The organism is Ornithinibacillus scapharcae TW25 (genome assembly GCF_000190475.1).
Taxonomy (GTDB): Bacteria; Bacillota; Bacilli; order Bacillales; family Amphibacillaceae; genus Ornithinibacillus; species Ornithinibacillus scapharcae.
The window spans coordinates 89,872-111,892 of record NZ_AEWH01000012.1; the positions used below are offsets into that span (position 1 = coordinate 89,872).

Below are 22,021 nucleotides of genomic sequence, written 5' to 3' on the forward strand. Positions count from 1 at the left end.
AGTTGTATTACCAAGCTGCTACGGAACCGTCCGTTCGTGATTCTGTTCCTCCAACTAACACGCCAGTTTCGGGGTCACGCCATATAATTTGACCCCTTCCAAAGCTATTTGGTTCCAATGCTATCTTAATATGATGCCCTTTTTCCGCTAAACCTTGTGCAAGATGATGCGGAAAACGATTTTCTACCTCAATCATTTTTTCCTTCATCCATTGCCAACGAGGAGCATCTAATGCAGATTGGGGATTCAATCCAAAATCAACTGTATTCATTACCACTTGAACATGCCCTTGAGGTTGCATAAACCCACCCATTACTCCAAATGGACCAACAGGCTGGTCGCCTTTCGTCATAAAGCCCGGAATAATGGTATGATAGGTACGTTTTCCTCCTGCTAACGCGTTCACATGTTCAGGGTCCATCGAGAAGTTATGTCCTCTGTTTTGTAAAGCAATTCCTGTATCAGGTATTACAACACCGGAACCGAATCCCATATAGTTACTCTGTATATAAGAAATCATATTTCCTTCTCCATCCGCTGCAGCGAGATATACTGTACCACTTAATGAAGGGTCACCCGCTTCTGGAAGTAATGCCTCTTCCCCAATTAGGTTTCTACGTTTTTCACCATATGCATCACTAAGTAATTGCTCGGAGCTAACCTTCATATGACCTTCGTCTGTTACATATTTCTCGGCATCTGCAAATGCTAATTTTATGGCTTCTATCTGTTTGTGATAGGTATCAACACTTTCTTTCTCAGGAAATTCAAAGCCCTTCAATATATTCAAAGCCTGTAAAGCGATAATACCTTGACCATTTGGTGGAATTTCCCACACATCATAGCCACGGTAGTTAACATTAATTGGCTTAACCCACTCCACTTGGAATTCTGCTAAGTCTTCTTTCGTTAGATAGCCACCAGTTTCTTTCGCATACTGCACTATTTTTTCAGCCAATTCGCCTTGATAAAAGGATTTTGAATTAGTTTTTCCAATGGAACGAAGCGTTTCTGCATGACCTTTGGAAGACCAAATTTCACCTACTTTTGGTGCACGATTATTTGGTGCAAATGTATCAAACCAAGGTTTAAATACCTTATCCGTTAGTTTTGTTTTATAGCTTTTGTAAGCGTAATTCCAGTACTTACCTAGAGTTGGCGATACTGGATATCCTTCCTCTGCATACTTAATGGCCGGTTCCAACACTTCTTCAAGTGGTTGCTTTCCGAATTTCTTCGATAGTTCTGCCCATGCCCCTGGAACACCTGGTACAGTCACTGGGATCCAACCATGGGTTGGTATTTCTTCGTATCCTGCTTCCTTAATGGCATCAATGGAGATATTATTTGGTGCTTTACCACTAGCATTCAACCCGTGTAACTCTCCTTTTGTCCATACTAAGGCAAAAGCATCTCCACCAATTCCGTTTGATGTTGGTTCCACAACTGTTAAACAGGCAGCTGTTGCAATGGCAGCATCAATTGCATTTCCACCTTTTTTCAATATTTCTAAACCTGCTTGTGCAGCAAGTGGTTGTGATGTTGCAACCATTCCTCTTTTCCCGTATGTAGAATGTCTTGTATTCGCATATGGATATGACTGATGATTAAATGAAAGCATCTTATATTCCCCCCTAGTCAGTCTTTTCAAAATTTATTTCATCATACGAAATATCTAGTTATCTGTCAATCAATGAAATTACATAAATAAAGCAGTTTACTCTTATTACTTAACTATTAGTTTTATTTGCTATCGTTTACTTTCATTTTGTTTGATTTTCTTTTATAATTAATAAACACAAAGTAATCATAGGAGCTGGTTTCAAGTGAAATATGATGATGTTGATAAGCGATTATTAGAGCTATTGTCTGAGGATGGACGTATTTCTTATGTAGAGCTAGCCGAAAAGGTTGGCCTATCAAGAGTTGCTGTAAAAGATCGAATTCAAGCTATGAAGGACAAGGGTATTATTGAGAAGTTTTCTGTTGTAATCAATTCAGAAAAGATGGGCAAAAAGGTTTCTGCATTCTTTGAAGTTGATGTAGAGCCAAGACGGTTACAGACTGTTGCGCAAAATTTAGCAGACAATCCAAACGTAGCTAGTATCTATCAAATGACAGGACCAAGTACATTACATATGCATGTGTTAGTGGAGGATTTCCAAAAGCTAGAAACCTTTATTAATGAACAGCTTTATTCAGTAGAAGGTATTACGCGAGTGGAAAGCTCCGTTATTTTGAAGCGATTTAAGAGTCGGACAGGCTATAAGTTGTAGAATAATGGTGTGGTATGGATAAATGGTTCTACAGAGAAGGTCGAATGCTGTGCCAGAGTGTACTCGAAGCGCTCGACTTGTATGAAAAGTAACGCTAGTGTCAGTTCATCTTACGCCAACTTAATTCTTTCTCGCACGAGTATCATATGGTCGCGTGAGTTTAATAATACTCTCGCGACTATTGGGGATTCCACGTGAAATCTGATGAGTTTCGCGCAACTTCTTCTTTTCGTTACTTCACAGGAATACCACTCTCCCAAACATCTATCTAACTATAAAATTATAATTATCAAGATTAGGACATATTCTTTCGTGATATAATAGTAGTATGATGATGTGAAAAGAGGAGTCCTATATGTACTGTCATTCTTGTGGAGGAGAAAGACGGCCAAACTCAATTTATTGTCCTCATTGTGGGACAAAACAAAAAAATAATACAAAACTAAGCCCGTTCACAGTAGTGTTCTTATCATTACTTTTGGTTGGGACAATTGTGGGTAGTATTTTAATAGTGGTTAATTTTTACTCCGATGTTTCTAATATGCTGGCTTCTGACACCGAAACAAACGAACTAAAAGAAGAACCAGAAGTCCTAGAAACGACCTCTCCTGTTCTAGAAAAACAAAACCTACAAGAAGAACAAAAACAAGAATTAACGGAAATTATTGCGACAGCACAGGAAACAGTCTATACAGTTTTCACTCCATTCAGTCAGGGTTCTGGGTTCCTATATAATAAAAATGGTGCTGTTGTGACGAATGCACATGTCGTGGAAGGTGCAACTGAGGTTTCTATTAAAACCATTAGTGGAGTGGAATACCCTGGAACAGTGATTGGATACTCTAATGAAACGGATATTGCTGTAGTCCAGGTACCAGACCTTATTGGAAAAGAACCTTTCCCCTTAGAACTCTCAGACTCTACTAAAATAGGCGAAGAGATTATAGCACTAGGTAGTCCACTCGGACTCGAAAATACTGCCACGATGGGATACGTCACAGGAAAAAACCGTAACTTTGTGATTGATCCTTATGTTTATGAAAACTTGTATCAAATTTCTGCACCTATTTCTCCAGGAAGTAGCGGTGGTCCTTTAATATCCAAAACTTCCGAGAAAATTATCGCGATTAATTCTGCTGAAAGTATAGAAGACGCTTCAATCGGCTTTAGCATACCGTTATATACCGTTCATTCTCTTATTGATTCCTGGATTAATCAACCAATGAATGAAGAAGAGATTCTCGCATTATTTTCGAATACTACTGATATTTCAGGCGAAGGATACTTTGATGGTGGGGAATATGCAGAGGATGAAGATTATTATAACTACTGGGAATATGGCTATGAAGATTTTTGGTCGGAATTCGGTGACGCCTTATGGGAATATATGGCGGAAGATTCTTATTATGAGCAATGGTACAGTGAGGAGAATGGAAATTCCTACGAGAACCATGATTCCAATGCAGATAATAATATATATTTTGATGAGGAAACAGGAGAATGGAGCTATTATGATGAAGCAACAGACCGTTGGTTCTATTATGATGATGATTTAGACGCCTGGACCTTCTTCAATGAACTAGATGGTTTATGGTATTATTTTGATGAGAACTCAGAGGAATTCTTACCTTATTAATCTTGTGCTAGTAGCTCGATACAAGAATTATAAATAATGAAACAAAAGCCCGAACTATTGATAAAATGAGTTCGGGCTTTTGTTTATAGAATTTGTATTAATTTTGCACCTTAATATCATATGTCTCTAACCAATAATTAATTTGACAAAGATGCGCGATTAGTTGCGGGCCTTTCATGAGCTGACCATACCAAGGTTCTCTCAGTTCATTCCCCTTACTTTCCACAATTGCTTGCACTTTATCTCTTGATAAAAACTCAAATAGTGGTGCATTCCTATCAGCTAAAATTTCCCTCATCCAGCTGATAACATGATTCGTATATTCCGGCTGAAACGTTTTCGGATAAGGACTCTTCTTACGGTACAGAATTTCATCTGGTAAAATTCCTTCCAAAGCTTTTCTAAGAATTCCCTTTTCTCGCCCACCGTACATTTTCATTTCCCAAGGAATATTCCATACATATTCTACTAGATGATGATCTGCAAATGGAACACGAACCTCAAGACTTGCTCCCATACTCATACGGTCCTTCCGGTCAAGAAGCTGTTGCATAAACCAGTGCATATTTAAATAAAATAACTCTCTTCTTCTTGCATCCTCTTTACTTTCTCCCTCAAGTAATGGAGTTTCGGCAATTGTATCCTCGTATCGTCCTTGAACATATGTCTTTAAATCTAGTCTTTTCTGCCATTCTGGTCGTAATAAGTCTATCCTTGATTCAAGAGATCGCACCCATGGAAATGTATTAACAGAGGCTTCAGGGTCGTGAAACCATGGATATCCGCCAAAAATTTCATCAGCACATTCTCCTGATAAACTTACTGTCGTATGTTGTTTTACCTGTTTACAAAACCATAATAAGGATGAATCAATATCTGCCATACCTGGTTGGTCACGTAAAATAACCGCCTCTTTAAGGTAATGTGCTAGTTCATCTCCAGTGATAATTTCGTCATGGTGATTAGTGTTGAATGCCTCGACCATCTTATCAATAAAAGGTTTATCATTGGATGGCTGAAATTTACTCACCTTAAAATGTTGGTCATTACCCTCATAATCAATCGAGAATGTGGTAAGAGCTCCTCTTCCCTCACGCTTGAAATATTCTGATGCAATAGCGGTAATCGCGCTAGAATCCACTCCACCTGATAGAAAAGTGGATACCGGAACATCTGCAACTAATTGTCGTTCAACCGCGTTCACAAATAATGTACGAACCTTTTCTATCGTTTCTTCCACGGAGTCCTTATGTTCTTTACTTTCCACATTCCAATATCGCCATATGTGTAATCCGTCTTTTGAAAAACGTAATGAATGCCCCGGTCGTAACTCATGGATATTCTTAAATATTCCATGTCCTGGCGTTCTGGAAGGTCCAAGCCCGAATATTTCTGCTAACCCTTCATTATCTACTTCCGCTTCCACATTATCATGTGCTAATATTGCTTTTATTTCAGAGCCAAATAGAAACATTGCCGCATTTTCTAAATAAAATAATGGCTTAACCCCTAGGCGGTCTCTGGACATAAAGAGCTGCTGTCGAGCATCATCCCAGATTCCGAAAGCATATATGCCGTTTAAATAATCTATACAATTTTCTTTCCATTCGATATAGGAGGTTAGAAGCACCTCTGTATCGGAGGAAGTCTTAAATACGTGTCCTCTTTGCATTAATTCCTTTCTCAATTCTGCTGTATTATATAGTTCTCCATTATAGACAATGGTATAGACACTTCCATTCGCTTTCTTTTGCATGGGCTGTTTGCCACCCTCAAGGTCAACAACAGCCAAACGTTTATGACCAAATCCTACAAACGTATCAAACCAAAGATTCGTATCATCTGGTCCTCTTAATGATAAGGTCTCTGTCATCGTTTGAAGCGTTTCTCTTTCCTCACGGACAAACTTATTCCAATTCACAATACCGGTTATTCCACACATCGCATTTTTTCCTTTCTACAATAGTTTGTGTAAAGTAATTGCACCGGTATTCCCCCTGCTAATTCCAGGAAAAATAGGCTACATATCATTATATGCAACTACTAAGAAGGACAACACAGGTAACGTAATAGTATATGATTGGAAAAAATGAATATGTAAATAGTGTCCAATAAGAGGTATTACGAAGTGCTTATTTTTCGTATATATCGAAGGAAATTTTGACTGGCAAAGCCTTTTACTTCTTTTTCTTTAAAATGTTTTAGGAGTTCATTTATTAGGTTTTGATACATTGATGCATTCTCCAAACCAGTTACAAAATAGCCCATTCCATCAAAATCGGATCCAAACCCAATATGGTGGACTCCCCCAATGCCACAAAGATAATCAATATGCTTGATTAAGTCCGTAATTGTCGCATGATTTTTGTCGTGGTTAATAAACGGTGGATAGAACACCACATGTACCATTGCTTCTTTTTCAAACATTACTCTTAATTGTTCATCACTAAGGTTGCGAGGATGACTGCACAATGCAAATGTGTTGGAATGACTGGCAATTGGATATTTAGCCACCTCCATTACATCCCAAAATGCTTTTATGGATAAATGAGATACATCCGTTAATACACCTTGTATATTGTTTAAGCCCACTACTTCGTGTCCAAAGGATGTTAATCCAGCTCCTCGCGGTTCTTCTATACCATCTGCACATAAATTGGCATTGTTCCATGTTAACCCTATTGACAGGACCCCTAGCTGATAAAGAAGACGAAGCTTCATGAAATCATTGCCAAATGCATCTGCTCCCTCAAGTGTAAGAACAGCGCCAATTTCACCCTCTTGCAAATCGTTTAGATCACTCCATTGTTTGATATGTCTCATCTCTGGATTTCCCGCAAGAATCTCCTGATAAAAAATATCAATTTGTTCCAGTGCATGCTGCCACTTCTCATTTGATGGTACATCTGGCATGATAAATATAGCGAAGAATTGTACTTGTATATTCCCTTTCTTTAGATATTCGAGGTTTGTATTAAGTTCTGGTGAATCCTTAAATCGAAGGGGAAATTTGCTAGAATTCCTTCTAGATTGTTGCAACTTATATAGTGCGTCACAATGTGTATCGATAATTCTCATAGGAACTTTCCTTTCTTGGATTGGGATGAGTGGCTGTTATGGTATGTCGTGGGGAATTGATACTTGCCATGAGAGAGAACTACTCTTACGCGAGACAGTGAGTTTATCACGCCACTGTATGCCATTATTGCGCGAAGTGACTCTCCACGCGTAACTTTTCTAATACTTCGCGTGACAATAGATAAACTACGCGCGGTTGGGACAACTTCTCGCGGCAGATTTCAGTTCTGTTGCGTGGCATCAAATGGGTTATTTGGAACCCACTCCATAGTCAGTCTTAAACATAATCTGCTATTCTAATTCCATTTACACGCATTAATAAACCCTCTAAAGATAGCCTTTGAAGCCTCGTCTCCCGTAACCAACATATTTTCTGGGTGCCATTGAACGGCCAATACAAATTTATGTTCCGTACTTTCAATTGCTTCTACGACGCCATCTGCTGCCTTGGCACATATTTGGAGTGGTTCAACAACTTTTTGATTTGCTTGATGGTGTCTACTATTAACCTTTAGTCTAGCTTTTCCAACTAAACCATTCAACAGGGAGCCATCTACTATCTCTACAAAATGGGAACCATGTTCTTTTGGAGCCCCTTGTTGGTGTTGCAACAAGTCTCCTTCCTTCTGGGCATATATATCCTGATACATATCCCCACCAAGTGCAATATTCAAAGTCTGGCTACCACGACAAACCCCTAATATCGGTTTATCAGCCTCGAGCATCTTCTTCATTAACTTAATCTCAAACGAATCTCTATCTGGAATAATTGTTCCTAACATGGGATGTGGTTCTTCACCAAATATAGTTGGATCGATATCATAGCCGCCCGTTGCATAGAGCCCATCTATTGTTTCAGCGACTGTATGCAAATCAAGCTCATCCTGAAAATACGGAAGCATGATTGGGATTCCACCTGCACCTAATATCGCCTTTACATTTTCCGTTGTTGTATAATAGGAATCTTGTTCCAATTCCATTGATGTTATAACACCGATTAATGGTTTCAACGTTAACTCCTCCTTATTGGTACGTTACTATACGATATGTTGGAACTACCAAAAACATTATTCAGGAGAATTGCTAAAGTTTAAATGAACTTCGCTAAAATTGTTGTTATTTAGCAAAAGATTTGTCATTCCAAGCTAGAGATTATGTCAATAGCAAATAACATACAGTAAACAAAAGAAAAAGCCCTGATAACAGGACTCCTTCTCTAAGAACATACTATTGATTTTTATTTTGCATGTTCTCTTCGGCGATTTGGATCATGCGTTTCACCATTTCGCCGCCCACAGATCCGTTCTCACGTGCAGTCGTGTCAGCACCTGGCTGAACACCTAGTTCATTTGCAATTTCTTCTTTCATTTGTTCCATTGCATTTCTTGCACCTGGCACTAACAACTTGTTATTGTTCCTAGCCATGAATGATCACTCCTTGTGGGAAGTTGAACAGTGAATACTGTTCTCCATTATCTTACGGAATAATTGCTATTTCTATCCTAGACTACAAATTTCTCTTTGCACCTTGACACATGCCTATTACTATCCTATATTTTAAACAATTAAACTATTTTAATTTTTTAACATTTAGGAGGATAAGTCCTTGAAGTTGCGTGATAATTCTTCAGAATCACTTGTTCGGATTAGTGAGGTTATTGCAGAAGTAGAGGAATCTTATTTTGTTGGTAGACATAATGAAGTGAAGTTTTTTCTTGAGCATTTACAGGAAGAAAATCCTACCCATAAAATTATTTATTTTTATGGCGAAGGCGGCATCGGAAAGACCTTTTTACTACATGAATTTTCCAGGGTAGCTGCACGCCAAGATATATTATTTATTTCATTAGATAGTGAGGATTTTAGACATACAACAACAGAATTCGTCGACTATCTTTATAACATTGTAATTTCGCATATCCATCTGGAAGAAAATGTTGACTCGAAAGCAACCCTGATGGAGTGCCTTAATATCCTGAATCACTACGGGAAAAAGATAATTATTGTAATGGATACATATGAACAAATGGAAGATCTAGATCGATGGTTTCGTAATGCATTCCTTCGTCAATTACATCCCAGAATTAGTGTCATTCTTGCAGGTAGAAAAAGATTAACTGGTGAGTGGATTGAATCTCCTGCTTGGCGATCGATAACAAAACAAATCAAATTAGAACCCTTTAGTTTTACTGAAACTTATCGTTTTCTAGTAGAAAACGGTCTAGTTTCAGAGGAGAAAAAGGCCCAAGTTATTTGGGAATTTACAAAAGGAAATCCGTTGCTATTAACACTAGCAGCCATTAGTCAATACAATGAGGAAGAGGAAAATTGCCCTTCCAATAACACTGAAATATTGAGAACTCTAACAAGTCGATGGTTAAATGAAGTTCGGAATGAAACATTATTAAATATTATCGAGGTTGCTGCTTTATTTCATCAGTTTGATCAAAACAACATCTCTGAAGTCTTAGAGCAAGAAGTCTCGAACAGATTATTTCTCCAACTAACTTCTCTGTCTTTCATACGGAAGACCCAGAATGGATGGACATTTCATGAGCTTATTCGGGATGCATTACGTGTAGAATTACAGCAAAGAAACCCTGACAGATATGATTACTTAACAAATCGGATAATTAATTATTATTATCAGCGCATCAAAAAGGCACCGACTGTAGATGATATTGCATCGTTTTTCTATCATATTGGTAATGATTTCTTACAATCCGTATTCTTTCAGGATTCCATTATGGACACTTCCATGTATTTAGAGCCTGTTGGTGCATATAATTTTCATGAGGTAGAGGAGTATATCGAGTATCAACTATCTCATATAATCCCTAGTTCAGCCTCTTATTATAACCGTAAAACAAATACATCCTATCATTTCGATGTTTCAGCAGAACACAACCGACGTGAGATAGAGTTAATAAGTCCAGAATATATAAAAAAATGGGTTATGAAGGGACTACCTTACTAAAAAATAGCCTAGGAGAAAGTATAGGGATATCCGTTATTGTTCCGATTCATCAAAACACGTTGACCCATTTAGCTGAGGAACCAGTATCCAGAGCTTATTTTTCCACCTTATCAGAGGATGAGATGCGATTATATTGTTCGCCACCAGACAAGCCTGTAGGTTATTTCATTCGACATTTGGATTACAAAGATCCTTCTAATCGTTCTGCCCGATCATTTTTACTATATAGTTTATTTCCCTTAATGTTCTATGGTGGAAAAATCATTGCCTCAACGCCATTAAAAATGTTTCAAGATTTACTTTATATGTTAGGCTTTCAAGTTGTTGAAGGCGCGACACATGATGATTATTTACCAGGTGTAGAATCACCCACATTTATCTTAGATCTTAGTGGACCCAATCTCCTCCCATACCTAGCACAATTTCTAAATAGATATAAGAAAAAAAATGATATTGACATTATTGCAGAAGAATTTTCACTAACGAAAAGAGAACAAGATATTATCGTGCTAGTATTAGAAGAAAAGCAGACAGCAGAGATTGCAAAGGAGTTATTTCTAGCCGAGATCACGGTTAAGAAGGCATTAACCAGAATATATCAAAAAGCCAATGTTAAAAATCGTATACAGTTATTCAAGCGAATTATGGAACTACTATAGCTGTTTCATGATTCGCTTTTACAACTGATTACTGTACTTACCTTTCCACCTAAAAAGGATGCTCAAAGGATTCAACCATCCTGTGAAACATCCTTTTCTGTTAATCTATTAACTTATGCTCCGGACAAAATAAGTTATCTGGATCATATTCCTTTTTTAACACTACTAATTGCTTATGAATACACTGATATGTATTACGAATTACTTCCTCACAGACAAGAGAGCTATTCAAATAAGAGGTTTGATTATAAGAATGTGGAAGCAGCTTTTCGTACATAGAATGAATCCATTCTTTTGTTTCTTCCGGGTGTGAAGCGATTTCTGCATCAATGACTAATAGATAACTGGCGTCTCGTATATTAAATGCTGTATCAAATTTCGAGATACGATTAATTTTTCCATGTAGCTCTATAAGATGAATGGTAGCTGGAATCATCGTTTTCTCCAGTTCCTCTAATAACATCTCAATAAGGTCTTGAGTGAGTTGATTCAAGAATAGGGAAATTCCTTCAATTGCAAATCCCTCTCTAACCAACGAATCAAACTTTTTCTGCATGTCTAAATAAGTCGTAATTTCTGTATCATCTTTCGTAGGTGTGGCTAGCTCTAGCAGTGGTTGAATTATTTCCTTTTCTACCTGTAGGTTCAATTGACCATCATACATGCCTATTAAGCGAACAGCTGGTTGAGACACTTTTTGTTCCTGATTCATATTGGTTATTATGAGGTTAAAGGCTATATCATCCGGTGCTTGCTTCCGATAGTTATCAGCCTTATTTAATACTTGCCGTATATCGTTATAATCATAAGAAACATCAACAGCTAGCACATTAGGACCAGTTTGATGAAGCTTTAATTCGAACTTAGTCACAATTCCAAAGTTAGATCCTGCTCCACGAATTGCCCAAAACAATTCCGGATGCTCGAACTGATTAACATATAGAAGTTTTCCATCAGCAGTTACTAGATGAACACCTACTACATTGTCGCTCGTCAAACCATGTTTTCCCCTTAAGTAACCTATGCCACCACCTAAAGCAAGACCAGCAACACCAATATTCGAAACCATACCTAGTGGAACTGCTAATCCATATTCCTGTGTCACTTCGTCAACTTCATAAGTCTTTACTCCCGCTTCAACTACAGCAATTTTACTAACTTCATCAATAGAAATTTGATTCATGTTTGTTAAATCAATCAAAACAGCATCATTCTTAACCGACTTTCCTGCTGGGTGGAAACCACCACCACGAACCGTAATATGATAACCATTTTGTTTAGCATATTGAACTGCCGCTATAACATCTTCTTCACACTTACAGTCAAAAATAATAGCAGGATACTGATCAATATGTGAATTCCATACCTTTCGCTTAAAATGATACAAAGGATGATTCCATTCAATTTTTTGGCCAAGCTTGTTTATTTCAACTTCATGACCCATGAATATTCCTCCATTATCCTTATTATTTGGCTGGGACCGTACATTTAAGTGTAACAGAGTAAAACTATCAACCTTTTTTATAAGAGTTAGACTACCATATAGTAGGAAAAATGTAATGTATACCAAAGTATATTTTTTTCTTAAAACACGTGATTCTACTAGAAATCCTAACGTTTAATGGGTATTTTCTCCTGATAATGTCTGATTGTAATTTCCCGATACCATCTATTAGCTTATTTTATTAATACACTCCCAAGTTCTTACTAGCCCGTCCACAATCGGCATAATGACCTCCTGATCGGTGTCATATTTTGTATGAGAAGCAGGATTCCACCCTGTCAGTAAACCTCCTGCATTTACTTCTATATCTTTCGTTACTGCTTGCTTATAAGCATCATTAATCCCTTTTAACGGAAATGCAAGTATGTCATCTTTATCATAGAAATTAAGCCATTCTCCTTGAAGCTCTGGGTAATGATGTTTTAAGAATGGAGATGGAACTCTAATAGGAGATCCGAAATCAATGTAGCGTAGGGACCACATAGCGATAGGACTACCTAGCGTATAGAAGAGAGTTAGCGTCTGAGACTGCTCTATTGGAGCATTACCCGTACATAACTTTGTTTCCGGGCCAATATTGTTATGCTTAAACTGAAAATCATAAAAATAATTACTAGCAATAATGGTTCCCAGACTATGGCTGATGACACATAATGGCGCTAAATCCCCTGCTTTTCTCCGCAAGTTTTGAATGGATGTTGCCACAAGGGAATGAACGTTATCATAATTTTGATTTCCAATTCGAGTAGGCTGATAAGCTACCGCATCTGCAAGAAATTCTAAGACAAACTTTCTAAGACTACCATAATCCAAATCTCGATATTCACGAAGTTGCTCCCAAAGCTTTACCTGCTCAGGAGCAAATATCTCTGACCAAAATACAGGTTCAAATACAATTTCAGTTTCCGCAAGCTCAATCGATAATCGCTTCGCAAAACTAGCTTTTAATCTATCAATCAACTTATCTGCAAATGTTTCCTCTGGAGTTCCTGCACCATGTAGAATCAAAACGGCAATTTTTTGACTCATTACATTTCCTCCTTTTTACCAAATAACATGAAGACAAGCTATTTGTTCTATCTTAGTCGATGAAAAAGCCAATCGTAAGGTCTAGATTACCTAATTTTATTGGGAAACACTTGATGTTTCCGATTTCTTATAATCCCAAAGTACTGTCCATTCTCCATCTATATCCGTTGTAAAAACATCTTGCACAATTTCAAAGTTACCATATCTCCCTTCAAATCGTTGTGAGACGGTTACTTTATATACGACTTCAATTGTTTCACTATCTTCTTCAATCTGCCATCCTTCTATTTTTTCAGCATCCTCAATTTGGAAGGTAAATGTATTCACCCCAAAATGATTTAAAAATACATGTGGGCGATCCTGTAAGTAGTCTCCCTTTTCAAATCGTTCCTTCATAAATGGATGAAACATTTCCCATGATTCTGCATATGCTCCTTTTGCTTCATATGAATAAAACTCTTCCACAGCCTCCTCTGCTTGATTGGATGGAGATTTGAGGATAAAAGAGTAAATAAAATATATTACCAAACATAGGATAATACTTAGGAAAAGAAGAATGTACAGTTTTGAGCCTTTGTTTCGTTTCATCTCAGGAACCTTCTTCCTTCATTGGACTACTATTATTACTATTCCAATTAAAAGCTAAATATAAGTAATTCAACTTTGGTATAATAAAACTACATATTATCTTTACTGTTAGGAGGTGAAACAGTGTCAATTTCGAGAATTTTAAAATGGGTTACTTGTGGACTGGAGGCTTTTCTTGCTATTCCTTTCCTGGGTGGTTTTACCGTAATCTTGTTCGTCTATACTCCACTTGTTATTATGCTTGTATTACATATCATTACATTAATTTTGACCATCAGGGATGGTGGAGCCATAGCCGGAAGTATACTAGGAATCGTTACATCCTGTATAGCTTGGATTCCAGGCTTAGGCTGGCTCATGCACTCTATTACAGCAATCGTATTAATGATTACTGCAATTATGAAGGATAAAGCTTCCGTTATCGTTCGGTAAATACGCGAATCAAGGAGACTCATTGTGGGAGTGTATGTTGACCCAGCAGTGAGTTTTTTCTTTTAATTCAACTTATCTTTTGCATAAGCTGGTATAAAGTGTGTTTTTCAGTAGATTTATTTAGATTTTGGTGTTGAGATACAATATCAAGTGCATTTTAATTGAATTCACGGAATTTTGTCGTTGATACTCTAGTTAATAAACTAAAAAGTCCCAAGAAGAATCTGATTCTTCTTGGGACTAATAATTTCTAATTTATGATCATAGCGTGGCTACCAGCTTTTTTATAAATATCGAAAAAGCGTTGCTTTGGATATGCTACATTACCTTTTAATGGGTCCATAACATAAACCTTATCCTCACTATAACCACTTAATACAACCGTATGCGAGTTTCTGATAACATCAATCTTCTTATCCGTACCACTTACATACCATGAGTAATTAAATAATGGTTCCTTTTGATTAATTGTGGTCCAAATAATTACTGGTATCCCTTCACGTACATATTCCAGTAACTGTTCAGGGGTACTTCCCGTAAGATCTCTAGGCTGATGACTCCCATTAACCTTACTAAAATACCGATTAGCAGTTTCTATAATCGGAGGTACATAACTATAGAATCCTTGATTTTTACTTCTTGGTTCGCCTGCATATGCTTTAGATGGATCTCCACCATAGAGGTTTCCATTCTTTACTTCGAAGGGCACCTTTGGCAGGTATTTATCTGAAAGAACCGTCTTATCAACATCATAGCCGTAATAATGAAGGACTGATGCTAGTGAAGTTACTTCACAGCCATTTGGCAGCTCCGGTATTTGCATAACTTCTTTTATCGGAAGATTCATTTCCGTTACTACAATCTCGTTATCAGCACGCTTATAGGTCGTAACTGCAGGATATACATCATTTTCTATCGTAACTAATGTATGTTCCGTCAATAACTCAACAATTTTAGTTTCTTTATTCAATTGGAAAGGCTTATTCACAGCCGTCTGAATAACTTTGAAGCTCTTATGTTGAGGAAGGTTTTCAATCTTTATATGACCATCTTTAGATGATACATATTCGCCAACAACCTCATTTGTTTCCATGTCTAATAGCTGGAATTGGGTATTCTTAATCGGATACCCATTCTCAGCGTCAACACTAACAATTGTGAGAACACCTTCCTTTTTTACTAACATATCGGAAACAAACGCATAAATCCTGTCACCTTGTGTTGCAACAAGAATCACACCGATAAAAATTAGAAAAAAGAAGAAAGAGTTACGAAATATTAATTTCATTGTGAACTACTCCCTATTTTGATTCCATCAGAATCTTATAGTAGCAATCTTCTAGTTTTCCATATCCACAAAGAAACGTTTATACCAAACTAGAAATACATAAACTGTCCAAATATAGCGTGCACGGTTAGCTTGGCCATGATAATGCTCATCTAAGAACTTCACTAATTCTTCGACATGGAAGAATTGTTTTGCCATATCAGATTCAAATACCTCACGAATCTGATTATAGTATTTTGCCTGTTTAATCCAGTCACGGAATGGAACTGGGAAACCAACTTTTGGACGATTTGCCCATTCATCTGGTAGTACTTCATTCGCTGCTTTTCTAAGCACATATTTTGTATCGATATCGTTCACTTTCAAATGTGCCGGAATCTTTCCTGCCATTTCCATAACTTCTTTATCAAGGAAAGGTACACGTAATTCAATAGAATGAGCAGAACTCATTTTATCTGCTTTTAACAAGATGTCTCCTGGTAACCAATGCTTCATATCGACATACTGCATTTTAGAGACATTATCTTTACCAGCAACTCTCTCATAGGACTCACGAACGATTTCAACAGGTGTTGGAGAATTTTTATAATCGTCCTTCAATACCGCTAATGCATCATTTTCCTCAAAAACCTTAGCTTGTCCAATAAACTTTTCTTCAACCTTTTGGCCACCTTTTACAAGGAAAGTTGAAATTCGGTTTTCCGGAAGTTTCTTAGCCATATTGGATACGATGCGTCGTAGGAAGAATGGTAATTTTTCATATGCACGCATTTCCTTTGATGTAGTATACCAAGCATATCCACCAAAGATTTCATCGGCACCTTCACCTGATAATAGTACAGTTGCATGCTTACTTGCTAGCTCCGCTAAAAAGTATAATGGTACAGATGATAAGTTAGACTGTGGTTCATCCATATGATATTGAACTGTTGGAATGACATCAAAGAACTCATCGGCACTAATAATTTTTTTATGATTTTCAATTCCTAGCTGTTTCGATAAATCTTCAGCAAGATTCGTTTCATTAAAGATACCTTCATAGTCCTCAAAACCAACTGAGAATGTTTTATCAGGTTTTAAAAGTGCTGTAATATAACTAGAATCTACCCCACCTGACAGGAAAGAACCTACTTTCACATCACTAATTCGATGGTACTTCACCGATTCTTCCATCGTCTCTTTAATTTGTTGTACATAATATTCCAGAGTGTTTTCTTCGGTTTCAAATTTAACATCCCAATATTGGTTTATTTCCATTTTCCCGTTCTTATATATCATATAATGCCCAGGTCTTAGTTTATAAACCCCTTTAAAGAATGTTTCATCTAAAACAGAGTATTGAAAAGTTAAATAAGGCTTTAGAGCTTCTTTATTAAGCTCTTTTTTGAATTCTGGATATTTCAAGAAAGATTTTATTTCGGAACCAAACAGTAATGAATCATCAGTAGTATTTTGTGTATAATACAGTGGTTTAATTCCAAAAAAGTCACGAGCAATAAATATTGATTCATTTTTTCTATCCCAAAGAGCGAATGCAAACATTCCACGAAGCTTTTGTAATATGTCTACACCATATTCTTCATACCCATGGATAATAACTTCAGTATCACTTTGACTCTTGAACACATGACCTTTTTCTTTTAAATCGTCCATTAATGATTGATAATTATAGATTTCCCCATTAAAGATTAAAGAAATCGAATCATCTTCATTAAACATTGGCTGGCTTCCATCTGGCGTTAAGTCGATGATTTGTAATCTTCTAAAACCTAAAGTAACCTCGTCATCAACAAAGTAGCCATCACTATCGGGGCCACGGTGTCCAATTGTATTCATCATATCTTGTATGATACTTGCTTTATCTATTTGATTATTTTTAGTTGCAAAACCAACAAAACCACACATAACTCGTTCTCCTCTTAAGTTCGGATTGGAAATAATTTATAGATTCGCTTATCTCTTCGCGAATAAATATCGTATTCAGGCATGAAATATAGTCTATACACACTGTTCTAAAGAAATTCAACTACTAAGTTATCTAACTAGTAGTTTATACTATTATCTCATTAAATTCATACCAATTAATTTTATCAATTTCAAGGTACAATCTCAAGAGGAATGACAATATCTTTCGTCAAAATATGACACTTTTTTTGTCTGCTTATTTTTGTGAGGAATAAGGAATAATCCGGGGATGAATTATTCCTTATCTATTTCCATGGAGAGTGGAGGTCAAGCGAGGATACAAGAGGATTTTTATGTGTGGTTTCGCTTAGGGAAAGGATATACTTAAGTCAGATAGACGACGATTGGTTGCCGCAATGATTTCCATTAACTGTACAATCGTCTTTTCATGCTGATCCACCTTCCTTTTTAATTCCATAAGTTCTTTTGAATTCATTCGGAAAGCCCCCTTTCATTACTAACATAATCATATTTCTAATATGAACACAAATTTCCATTTTCATTGTTTTAGACTCGATTCGACACACTATTTGCAGGAAACTAACATTATTCCGAAGCTATTTTCATGGAAATCCTATTATTTTCAAGCTTAAATCAGGAAAAATTTATTTTTTATCTTTTTTTCAATAAATAACATCTGCTTCATTTCATTAGATTCCTGTGTTTGTTTTTTAACGAATAAAATCCGATGTTGATAATATACTTTTTAACATGAATTAAAGGAGGTTTTTGAATGCCTGGAGGTTCATTTTCAAAAGATGTAGATTTACCAATAGAGACCATTTGGGATTTTGTTAGTGATATGAATAAATGGGCTCCTCTCGTACCAGGTTATATCGAACATAAGATTCTAAATGAAAGACAATCTACATGGAAATTCAAAGGGGATGTAGGTAAAATCCAAAAAACAGTCAATATGCGGATCGATATTACCGAGTGGAAAAAACCGACCACTGTTAAATTCACACTTACCGGAATTAGTGAAAAGATTTCTGGTGATGGTTACTTTGAAGCGAAAAGCATTACAGAATATCAAACGAAAATGACTGGTAATTTAGAGGTGACGGCAAGGGGAATGATGGGTCCTGTCATTAATCCTGTTCTAAAAACAGTAATTCCGAAAACCGCTAAACGGTTAACCGAATCGGTTATTGACACCATGTTAGAAAACCAGCGTGTTGCTGCCCGTGGATATTAGAATAGTCGGTATTCATTCTGAACATAAAATAAGAGAGGCCAAATCGATTATTCGATCGTTTTGGCCCCTTTGTTTACTGAGTCATCTGCCATTCATGGATTTCATATCCTCTAGCTCCGATAATAACATACGGGTCTTGTTTCACTATTGCTTCAGCTTCCTCTAGGCTGTTTGCTTGATAAATGACCAAGCCACCTGCCCCATCAACGAACGGACCTTTTGCAAAAATATAGCCTTCCTCCAACTTTCCCTGTAAGAATGCTAAGTGTTCCGGTCTATGCTGTTTACTCTTTTCTTCATCCTTCATTGGCAAAAAAACCGCGAAATACTTCATTTTATCCCCTCCAGAATATGGAATTAATCCTCTTGTGAAAATATCATAATTTCAGGGAAAATGCCAAATACTATTCAAAAATAGAACTTCAAGGCCCTGAAAGGATGTTAAGGTGGATGAACGTGAATGTTAAAGCTATTGGAATTAAACTAATCATTAATCTGATCGTAGTGTTCTCTATATTTGGGATTTTTTATGATGCTTCTCTTGTGAGTTTATTGTTAATTAGCCTTATCACAACTGCAGTTGCTTATGTAGTCGGGGACAGATATTTATTAAAAAGATTTGGCAATGTCAAAGCAAGTATAGCTGATTTCTTTTTAGCATTTTTAACCTTAGCTGTTCTTGGAGCGCTGCTGATTGCAACAGATATGCCCATTGTTTTAGCCTCACTCTTTGCAGCATTTTTGCTTACATTAACAGAGCCATTATTGCATGTTTACATGACAGATCGACATTCTGCAGTTAAGGACGACCGACCAACACCGATTCGGCAAATGGGTAACTTTCAAACGGAGTTTGCAGAGGAATCGGATACAGATCCAGCTAACAATAAGAAGGACCCTAGAAGGGATCCCACACAATAAATTCTAAAATGCGCTTGGAAATTCAAGTGCATTTTTTTTGGTTGCGTTCTCCTAGCAACAAGACCTTCCAGTATGTGCTCGATACACTAAGATATAGTCCCGTTTTTTTATAACATGAGCCCAATCTACTGAAATATCGTTCTGCATTCTAATAACTTGTGCCCAATCCCATAATATCGTCCATAATTCCTTGTATCATAGGCCCGCTCATCAATATTTCGTCACTGTAACTACCAAAACATACTACCTCACGCTAGCTAAGAATTTCACCTCATAAAAATTTTCTGCTATACTTATTTAGTTACCTTCACTAACCATTACCTTAGATAACTATAATAGAGGAGGTCATCCTATTAAAACTAGTCAAAGATTTTTTCATCAGCTTATTTTGCTATATCGCCCATTTGAAAACCAGCTAAATATTGAATTAAAAAAACATCAATTACACCGAGCTCAGTGGACAATATTGTATTATTTATATCATCAAGAATCTGCAACAAATGTTGAAATCTCCCTTTACCAAGGTGTTGAGAAACCTACGATTACCAGAACTATGGCCAGCCTGGAAGAATTAGGTTATGTAGAACAAACAACGGGAAATGATAAACGAGAAAAACGGATGAAATTAACAACACTTGGCCTTGAAGTCTATGAACGAGTACGTTTGACTATTGATCAATATGAAGAGGATATTTTAAGTGGAGTATCCGAAGAAGAACAACTAGAAATAATTCGTATTCTAGGAGAGATACGAAATAACATCATGAAGTAAGGAGTAATATTTGTGAAAACATCCAGAACAAAACTATGGACGAAAGATTTTATGATTATTTCGTCCGCCAATTTTTTCTTATACTTGGTCTTTTATCTTTTGTTAGTAACGATAGCGGTTTATGCAGTACAACAATTTGATGTTACTGAAAGTGAAGCTGGGCTCGTTACAGGTATATTTATCATCGGTGCACTGATCGGTCGTCTGTTCATCGGACGTATGATCACAACAATTGGCAATAAACGCATGTTATACATTGGACTGCTCTTTTTTATTCTCACATCCCTCTTGTATTTCATCAATCTTGGGATAGGTTTTCTCTTTGTAACCCGTTTTCTACATGGTATTGCACTCGGTATGGCAAGTACGGCTACCGGTACAATTGTTGCAGAGATTATTCCCACTGACCGAAAAGGAGAAGGAATTAGTTACTATAGTATGAGTGTTACACTAGCTACAGCAATCGGTCCTTTTATTGGATTATTCATGAGCCAACATACGACCTTTCAAGCTATTTTTACCTTTTGCCTTATTTTAGGAGTGATTAGTCTCGTCATCACATTATTTGCCACTTTTCCAGCGATTCAAAGACAAAAAAATAAAGCCCATAATAGCAACCTAAAGCTATCCGACTTTATTGAACCAAAGGCATTTCCAATTGCATTGATCGTATTTATTGTTTCCCTAGGATATGCTAGTGTATTATCCTTCATTAATTTCTATGCGATAGAAGTTAATCTTGTAGATGCTGCTAGTCTCTTCTTTGTGATCTATGCTGTTGCCATACTCGTATCACGACCTTTTACAGGGAGGTTAATGGACATAAAAGGAGCAAATTCTGTCATGTATCCAACCTTCATTCTTTTTGGTGCTGGCTTACTACTTTTAAGCGTAGTTGAACACGGTATATCGCTATTAATTGCAGGTGTGCTCATCGGGTTAGGGTATGGGAATATGCAATCCGCTTCACAAGCAATTGCTGTAAAAGTAACACCACCTGAGAGAGTAGGCCTAGCAACTTCAACCTATTATATTTTTCTAGATGCCGGACTAGGCTTTGGTCCTTATCTGATTGGACTAATTATTCCACTATTAGGTTATCGCAATCTTTATTTCTTATTAGGTTTTGTAATCCTTGCAACAATGATCCTATATTATTTCTTGCATGGGCGCTATCAGGCTAGGGAGAGAATGTGTTAAGCTATAAGGAGACTAATCCTTATAGCTCTTAATTATTTCCATATATCATTCACTAATGCTCACCATGTTTATTACTATGAATTACCTCATCAACTACTGTTTCTACTTTGGTGTGATTATGCTCTTCACAATAGTAAACAATGGTCTTTATGCGATGGGATATCTGACAAGTACGACTTTGCCTAATAAAGTTTTTCCAATAAGTATATTCATGCTCTCCAACTTCAACTACATCGTAATGAACACTGGATTGTTTCCAATTATGCTTCTCAATTGTAGTCGGTACCCTCTCTAAAATCTTAACCTCTGCAAATGCAGATGGGACTCCAAACACGATCAGTATCCCAAATATGATAGACAGTCTCACGAATAATTTAATTTCCATCACCACACCTATTTATCAAAGATTAATCCTTATATGGGAAATGTTATCCCCACATCCAGTCTGTCCTCTTTAGGCAAATTCGCCATATCGTAAGAATTATTATTTCCAGTAAT

The 22,021-nt window shown here is 36.8% G+C and carries 22 protein-coding genes; 9 read left to right on the forward strand and 13 right to left on the reverse strand.

Annotated features, from left to right (window positions below; all coding sequences use genetic code 11):
* Positions 1–7 precede the first annotated feature (7 nt).
* The gene (ggt, locus tag G5W_RS0103645; protein ID WP_010094329.1) at positions 8–1,621 is read right to left on the reverse strand and encodes a gamma-glutamyltransferase; all 1,614 of its coding nucleotides are present in this window, start codon (positions 1,619–1,621) and stop codon (positions 8–10) included.
* Between the two features lie 205 nt (positions 1,622–1,826).
* Here ggt and G5W_RS0103650 point away from each other — a divergent pair, with 205 nt between their 5' ends.
* Together G5W_RS0103650 and G5W_RS0103655 are read left to right on the forward strand one after the other, a co-directional pair.
* Entirely contained in the window at positions 1,827–2,276 is a 450-nt protein-coding gene (locus tag G5W_RS0103650) for an Lrp/AsnC family transcriptional regulator (protein ID WP_010094330.1), read from the forward strand.
* A gap of 355 nt (positions 2,277–2,631) precedes the next feature.
* Positions 2,632–3,912 carry a trypsin-like peptidase domain-containing protein gene (locus tag G5W_RS0103655; RefSeq protein ID WP_010094331.1) on the forward strand — a complete coding sequence of 427 codons (1,281 nt, stop codon included), beginning with the start codon at positions 2,632–2,634 and terminating at the stop codon, positions 3,910–3,912.
* Positions 3,913–4,009: 97 nt separating this feature from the next.
* On the opposite strand, the gene asnB (G5W_RS0103660) is transcribed toward G5W_RS0103655, so the two are convergent.
* The 4 genes from asnB (G5W_RS0103660) to G5W_RS0103675 all read right to left on the reverse strand — a co-directional run bounded on the left by asnB (G5W_RS0103660) (position 4,010) and on the right by G5W_RS0103675 (position 8,415).
* A complete protein-coding gene (gene asnB / locus G5W_RS0103660) occupies positions 4,010–5,854 on the reverse strand; it encodes an asparagine synthase (glutamine-hydrolyzing) (protein ID WP_010094332.1) in 1,845 nt (614 codons plus the stop codon).
* Between the two features lie 179 nt (positions 5,855–6,033).
* Positions 6,034–6,990 (reverse strand): dipeptidase, encoded by a 957-nt coding sequence (locus G5W_RS0103665; protein ID WP_010094333.1) that lies wholly within the window; start codon positions 6,988–6,990, stop codon positions 6,034–6,036.
* A gap of 296 nt (positions 6,991–7,286) precedes the next feature.
* Positions 7,287–8,000 carry a gamma-glutamyl-gamma-aminobutyrate hydrolase family protein gene (locus G5W_RS0103670; RefSeq protein ID WP_010094335.1) on the reverse strand — a complete coding sequence of 238 codons (714 nt, stop codon included), beginning with the start codon at positions 7,998–8,000 and terminating at the stop codon, positions 7,287–7,289.
* A 217-nt stretch (positions 8,001–8,217) separates the two neighbouring features.
* Positions 8,218–8,415, reverse strand: a complete 198-nt coding sequence (locus tag G5W_RS0103675; protein WP_010094337.1) for an alpha/beta-type small acid-soluble spore protein — start codon at positions 8,413–8,415, stop codon at positions 8,218–8,220.
* A gap of 181 nt (positions 8,416–8,596) precedes the next feature.
* Here G5W_RS0103675 and G5W_RS0103680 point away from each other — a divergent pair, with 181 nt between their 5' ends.
* Together G5W_RS0103680 and G5W_RS20325 are read left to right on the forward strand one after the other, a co-directional pair.
* Positions 8,597–9,967, forward strand: a complete 1,371-nt coding sequence (locus G5W_RS0103680; RefSeq protein WP_029190999.1) for an ATP-binding protein — start codon at positions 8,597–8,599, stop codon at positions 9,965–9,967.
* Positions 9,940–10,626, forward strand: a complete 687-nt coding sequence (locus G5W_RS20325) for a helix-turn-helix transcriptional regulator (protein ID WP_033445554.1) — start codon at positions 9,940–9,942, stop codon at positions 10,624–10,626. Before G5W_RS0103680 ends, G5W_RS20325 begins: the two co-directional genes overlap by 28 nt.
* A gap of 100 nt (positions 10,627–10,726) precedes the next feature.
* Here the strand turns inward: G5W_RS20325 and G5W_RS0103690 are convergent, their stop codons facing one another.
* The 3 genes from G5W_RS0103690 to G5W_RS0103700 form a co-directional block, all read right to left on the reverse strand.
* Positions 10,727–12,070 (reverse strand): FAD-binding oxidoreductase, encoded by a 1,344-nt coding sequence (locus G5W_RS0103690; RefSeq protein ID WP_010094338.1) that lies wholly within the window; start codon positions 12,068–12,070, stop codon positions 10,727–10,729.
* 228 nt (positions 12,071–12,298) lie between these two features.
* Positions 12,299–13,159, reverse strand: a complete 861-nt coding sequence (locus tag G5W_RS0103695; RefSeq protein WP_010094339.1) for a hypothetical protein — start codon at positions 13,157–13,159, stop codon at positions 12,299–12,301.
* Positions 13,160–13,255: 96 nt separating this feature from the next.
* Positions 13,256–13,747, reverse strand: coding sequence for a hypothetical protein (locus G5W_RS0103700; protein WP_010094340.1), 492 nt, complete (start codon positions 13,745–13,747; stop codon positions 13,256–13,258).
* A gap of 123 nt (positions 13,748–13,870) precedes the next feature.
* On the opposite strand from G5W_RS0103700, the gene G5W_RS0103705 reads away from it, so the two are divergent.
* Complete coding sequence (locus tag G5W_RS0103705; protein WP_010094341.1) at positions 13,871–14,179, forward strand: hypothetical protein; 309 nt, start codon at positions 13,871–13,873, stop codon at positions 14,177–14,179.
* 250 nt (positions 14,180–14,429) lie between these two features.
* Here the strand turns inward: G5W_RS0103705 and G5W_RS0103710 are convergent, their stop codons facing one another.
* The 3 genes from G5W_RS0103710 to G5W_RS24445 form a co-directional block, all read right to left on the reverse strand.
* Entirely contained in the window at positions 14,430–15,467 is a 1,038-nt protein-coding gene (locus G5W_RS0103710; protein WP_010094342.1) for a C39 family peptidase, read from the reverse strand.
* A gap of 51 nt (positions 15,468–15,518) precedes the next feature.
* Positions 15,519–17,372 (reverse strand): asparagine synthase (glutamine-hydrolyzing), encoded by a 1,854-nt coding sequence (gene asnB, locus G5W_RS0103715; protein WP_010094344.1) that lies wholly within the window; start codon positions 17,370–17,372, stop codon positions 15,519–15,521.
* A 367-nt stretch (positions 17,373–17,739) separates the two neighbouring features.
* Positions 17,740–17,868 carry a hypothetical protein gene (locus tag G5W_RS24445; protein ID WP_010094345.1) on the reverse strand — a complete coding sequence of 43 codons (129 nt, stop codon included), beginning with the start codon at positions 17,866–17,868 and terminating at the stop codon, positions 17,740–17,742.
* Positions 17,869–18,165: 297 nt separating this feature from the next.
* Here G5W_RS24445 and G5W_RS0103725 point away from each other — a divergent pair, with 297 nt between their 5' ends.
* Positions 18,166–18,630: an SRPBCC family protein gene (locus G5W_RS0103725; protein ID WP_010094347.1), complete on the forward strand. Its 465-nt coding sequence runs from the start codon at positions 18,166–18,168 to the stop codon at positions 18,628–18,630.
* A 73-nt stretch (positions 18,631–18,703) separates the two neighbouring features.
* On the opposite strand, the gene G5W_RS0103730 is transcribed toward G5W_RS0103725, so the two are convergent.
* Positions 18,704–18,964: a YciI family protein gene (locus G5W_RS0103730; protein WP_010094348.1), complete on the reverse strand. Its 261-nt coding sequence runs from the start codon at positions 18,962–18,964 to the stop codon at positions 18,704–18,706.
* A gap of 122 nt (positions 18,965–19,086) precedes the next feature.
* On the opposite strand from G5W_RS0103730, the gene G5W_RS0103735 reads away from it, so the two are divergent.
* From G5W_RS0103735 to G5W_RS0103745, 3 genes are all read left to right on the forward strand, one after another.
* Entirely contained in the window at positions 19,087–19,551 is a 465-nt protein-coding gene (locus tag G5W_RS0103735; protein WP_029191002.1) for a DUF2512 family protein, read from the forward strand.
* Positions 19,552–19,939: 388 nt separating this feature from the next.
* Positions 19,940–20,323, forward strand: a complete 384-nt coding sequence (locus G5W_RS0103740) for a MarR family winged helix-turn-helix transcriptional regulator (RefSeq protein WP_337445651.1) — start codon at positions 19,940–19,942, stop codon at positions 20,321–20,323.
* A gap of 12 nt (positions 20,324–20,335) precedes the next feature.
* On the forward strand, positions 20,336–21,523 hold the full coding sequence (locus G5W_RS0103745) for an MFS transporter (protein ID WP_010094351.1): 1,188 nt from the start codon (positions 20,336–20,338) through the stop codon (positions 21,521–21,523).
* Between the two features lie 52 nt (positions 21,524–21,575).
* On the opposite strand, the gene G5W_RS0103750 is transcribed toward G5W_RS0103745, so the two are convergent.
* Positions 21,576–21,908: a hypothetical protein gene (locus G5W_RS0103750; protein ID WP_010094352.1), complete on the reverse strand. Its 333-nt coding sequence runs from the start codon at positions 21,906–21,908 to the stop codon at positions 21,576–21,578.
* Positions 21,909–22,021 lie beyond the last annotated feature (113 nt).

Coding starts and splice junctions, on each gene's coding strand:
- ggt (WP_010094329.1), bottom strand. CDS start 1,621: ATGCTTTCATTTAATCATCAGTCATATCCATATGCGAATACAAGACAT.
- G5W_RS0103655 (WP_010094331.1), top strand. CDS start 2,632: ATGTACTGTCATTCTTGTGGAGGAGAAAGACGGCCAAACTCAATTTAT.
- asnB (WP_010094332.1), bottom strand. CDS start 5,854: ATGTGTGGAATAACCGGTATTGTGAATTGGAATAAGTTTGTCCGTGAG.
- G5W_RS0103665 (WP_010094333.1), bottom strand. CDS start 6,990: ATGAGAATTATCGATACACATTGTGACGCACTATATAAGTTGCAACAA.
- G5W_RS0103675 (WP_010094337.1), bottom strand. CDS start 8,415: ATGGCTAGGAACAATAACAAGTTGTTAGTGCCAGGTGCAAGAAATGCA.
- G5W_RS20325 (WP_033445554.1), top strand. CDS start 9,940: ATGGGTTATGAAGGGACTACCTTACTAAAAAATAGCCTAGGAGAAAGT.
- G5W_RS0103690 (WP_010094338.1), bottom strand. CDS start 12,070: ATGGGTCATGAAGTTGAAATAAACAAGCTTGGCCAAAAAATTGAATGG.
- G5W_RS0103695 (WP_010094339.1), bottom strand. CDS start 13,159: ATGAGTCAAAAAATTGCCGTTTTGATTCTACATGGTGCAGGAACTCCA.
- G5W_RS0103700 (WP_010094340.1), bottom strand. CDS start 13,747: ATGAAACGAAACAAAGGCTCAAAACTGTACATTCTTCTTTTCCTAAGT.
- G5W_RS0103710 (WP_010094342.1), bottom strand. CDS start 15,467: ATGAAATTAATATTTCGTAACTCTTTCTTCTTTTTTCTAATTTTTATC.
- asnB (WP_010094344.1), bottom strand. CDS start 17,372: ATGTGTGGTTTTGTTGGTTTTGCAACTAAAAATAATCAAATAGATAAA.
- G5W_RS24445 (WP_010094345.1), bottom strand. CDS start 17,868: ATGAATTCAAAAGAACTTATGGAATTAAAAAGGAAGGTGGATCAGCAT.
- G5W_RS0103725 (WP_010094347.1), top strand. CDS start 18,166: ATGCCTGGAGGTTCATTTTCAAAAGATGTAGATTTACCAATAGAGACC.
- G5W_RS0103730 (WP_010094348.1), bottom strand. CDS start 18,964: ATGAAGTATTTCGCGGTTTTTTTGCCAATGAAGGATGAAGAAAAGAGT.
- G5W_RS0103750 (WP_010094352.1), bottom strand. CDS start 21,908: ATGGAAATTAAATTATTCGTGAGACTGTCTATCATATTTGGGATACTG.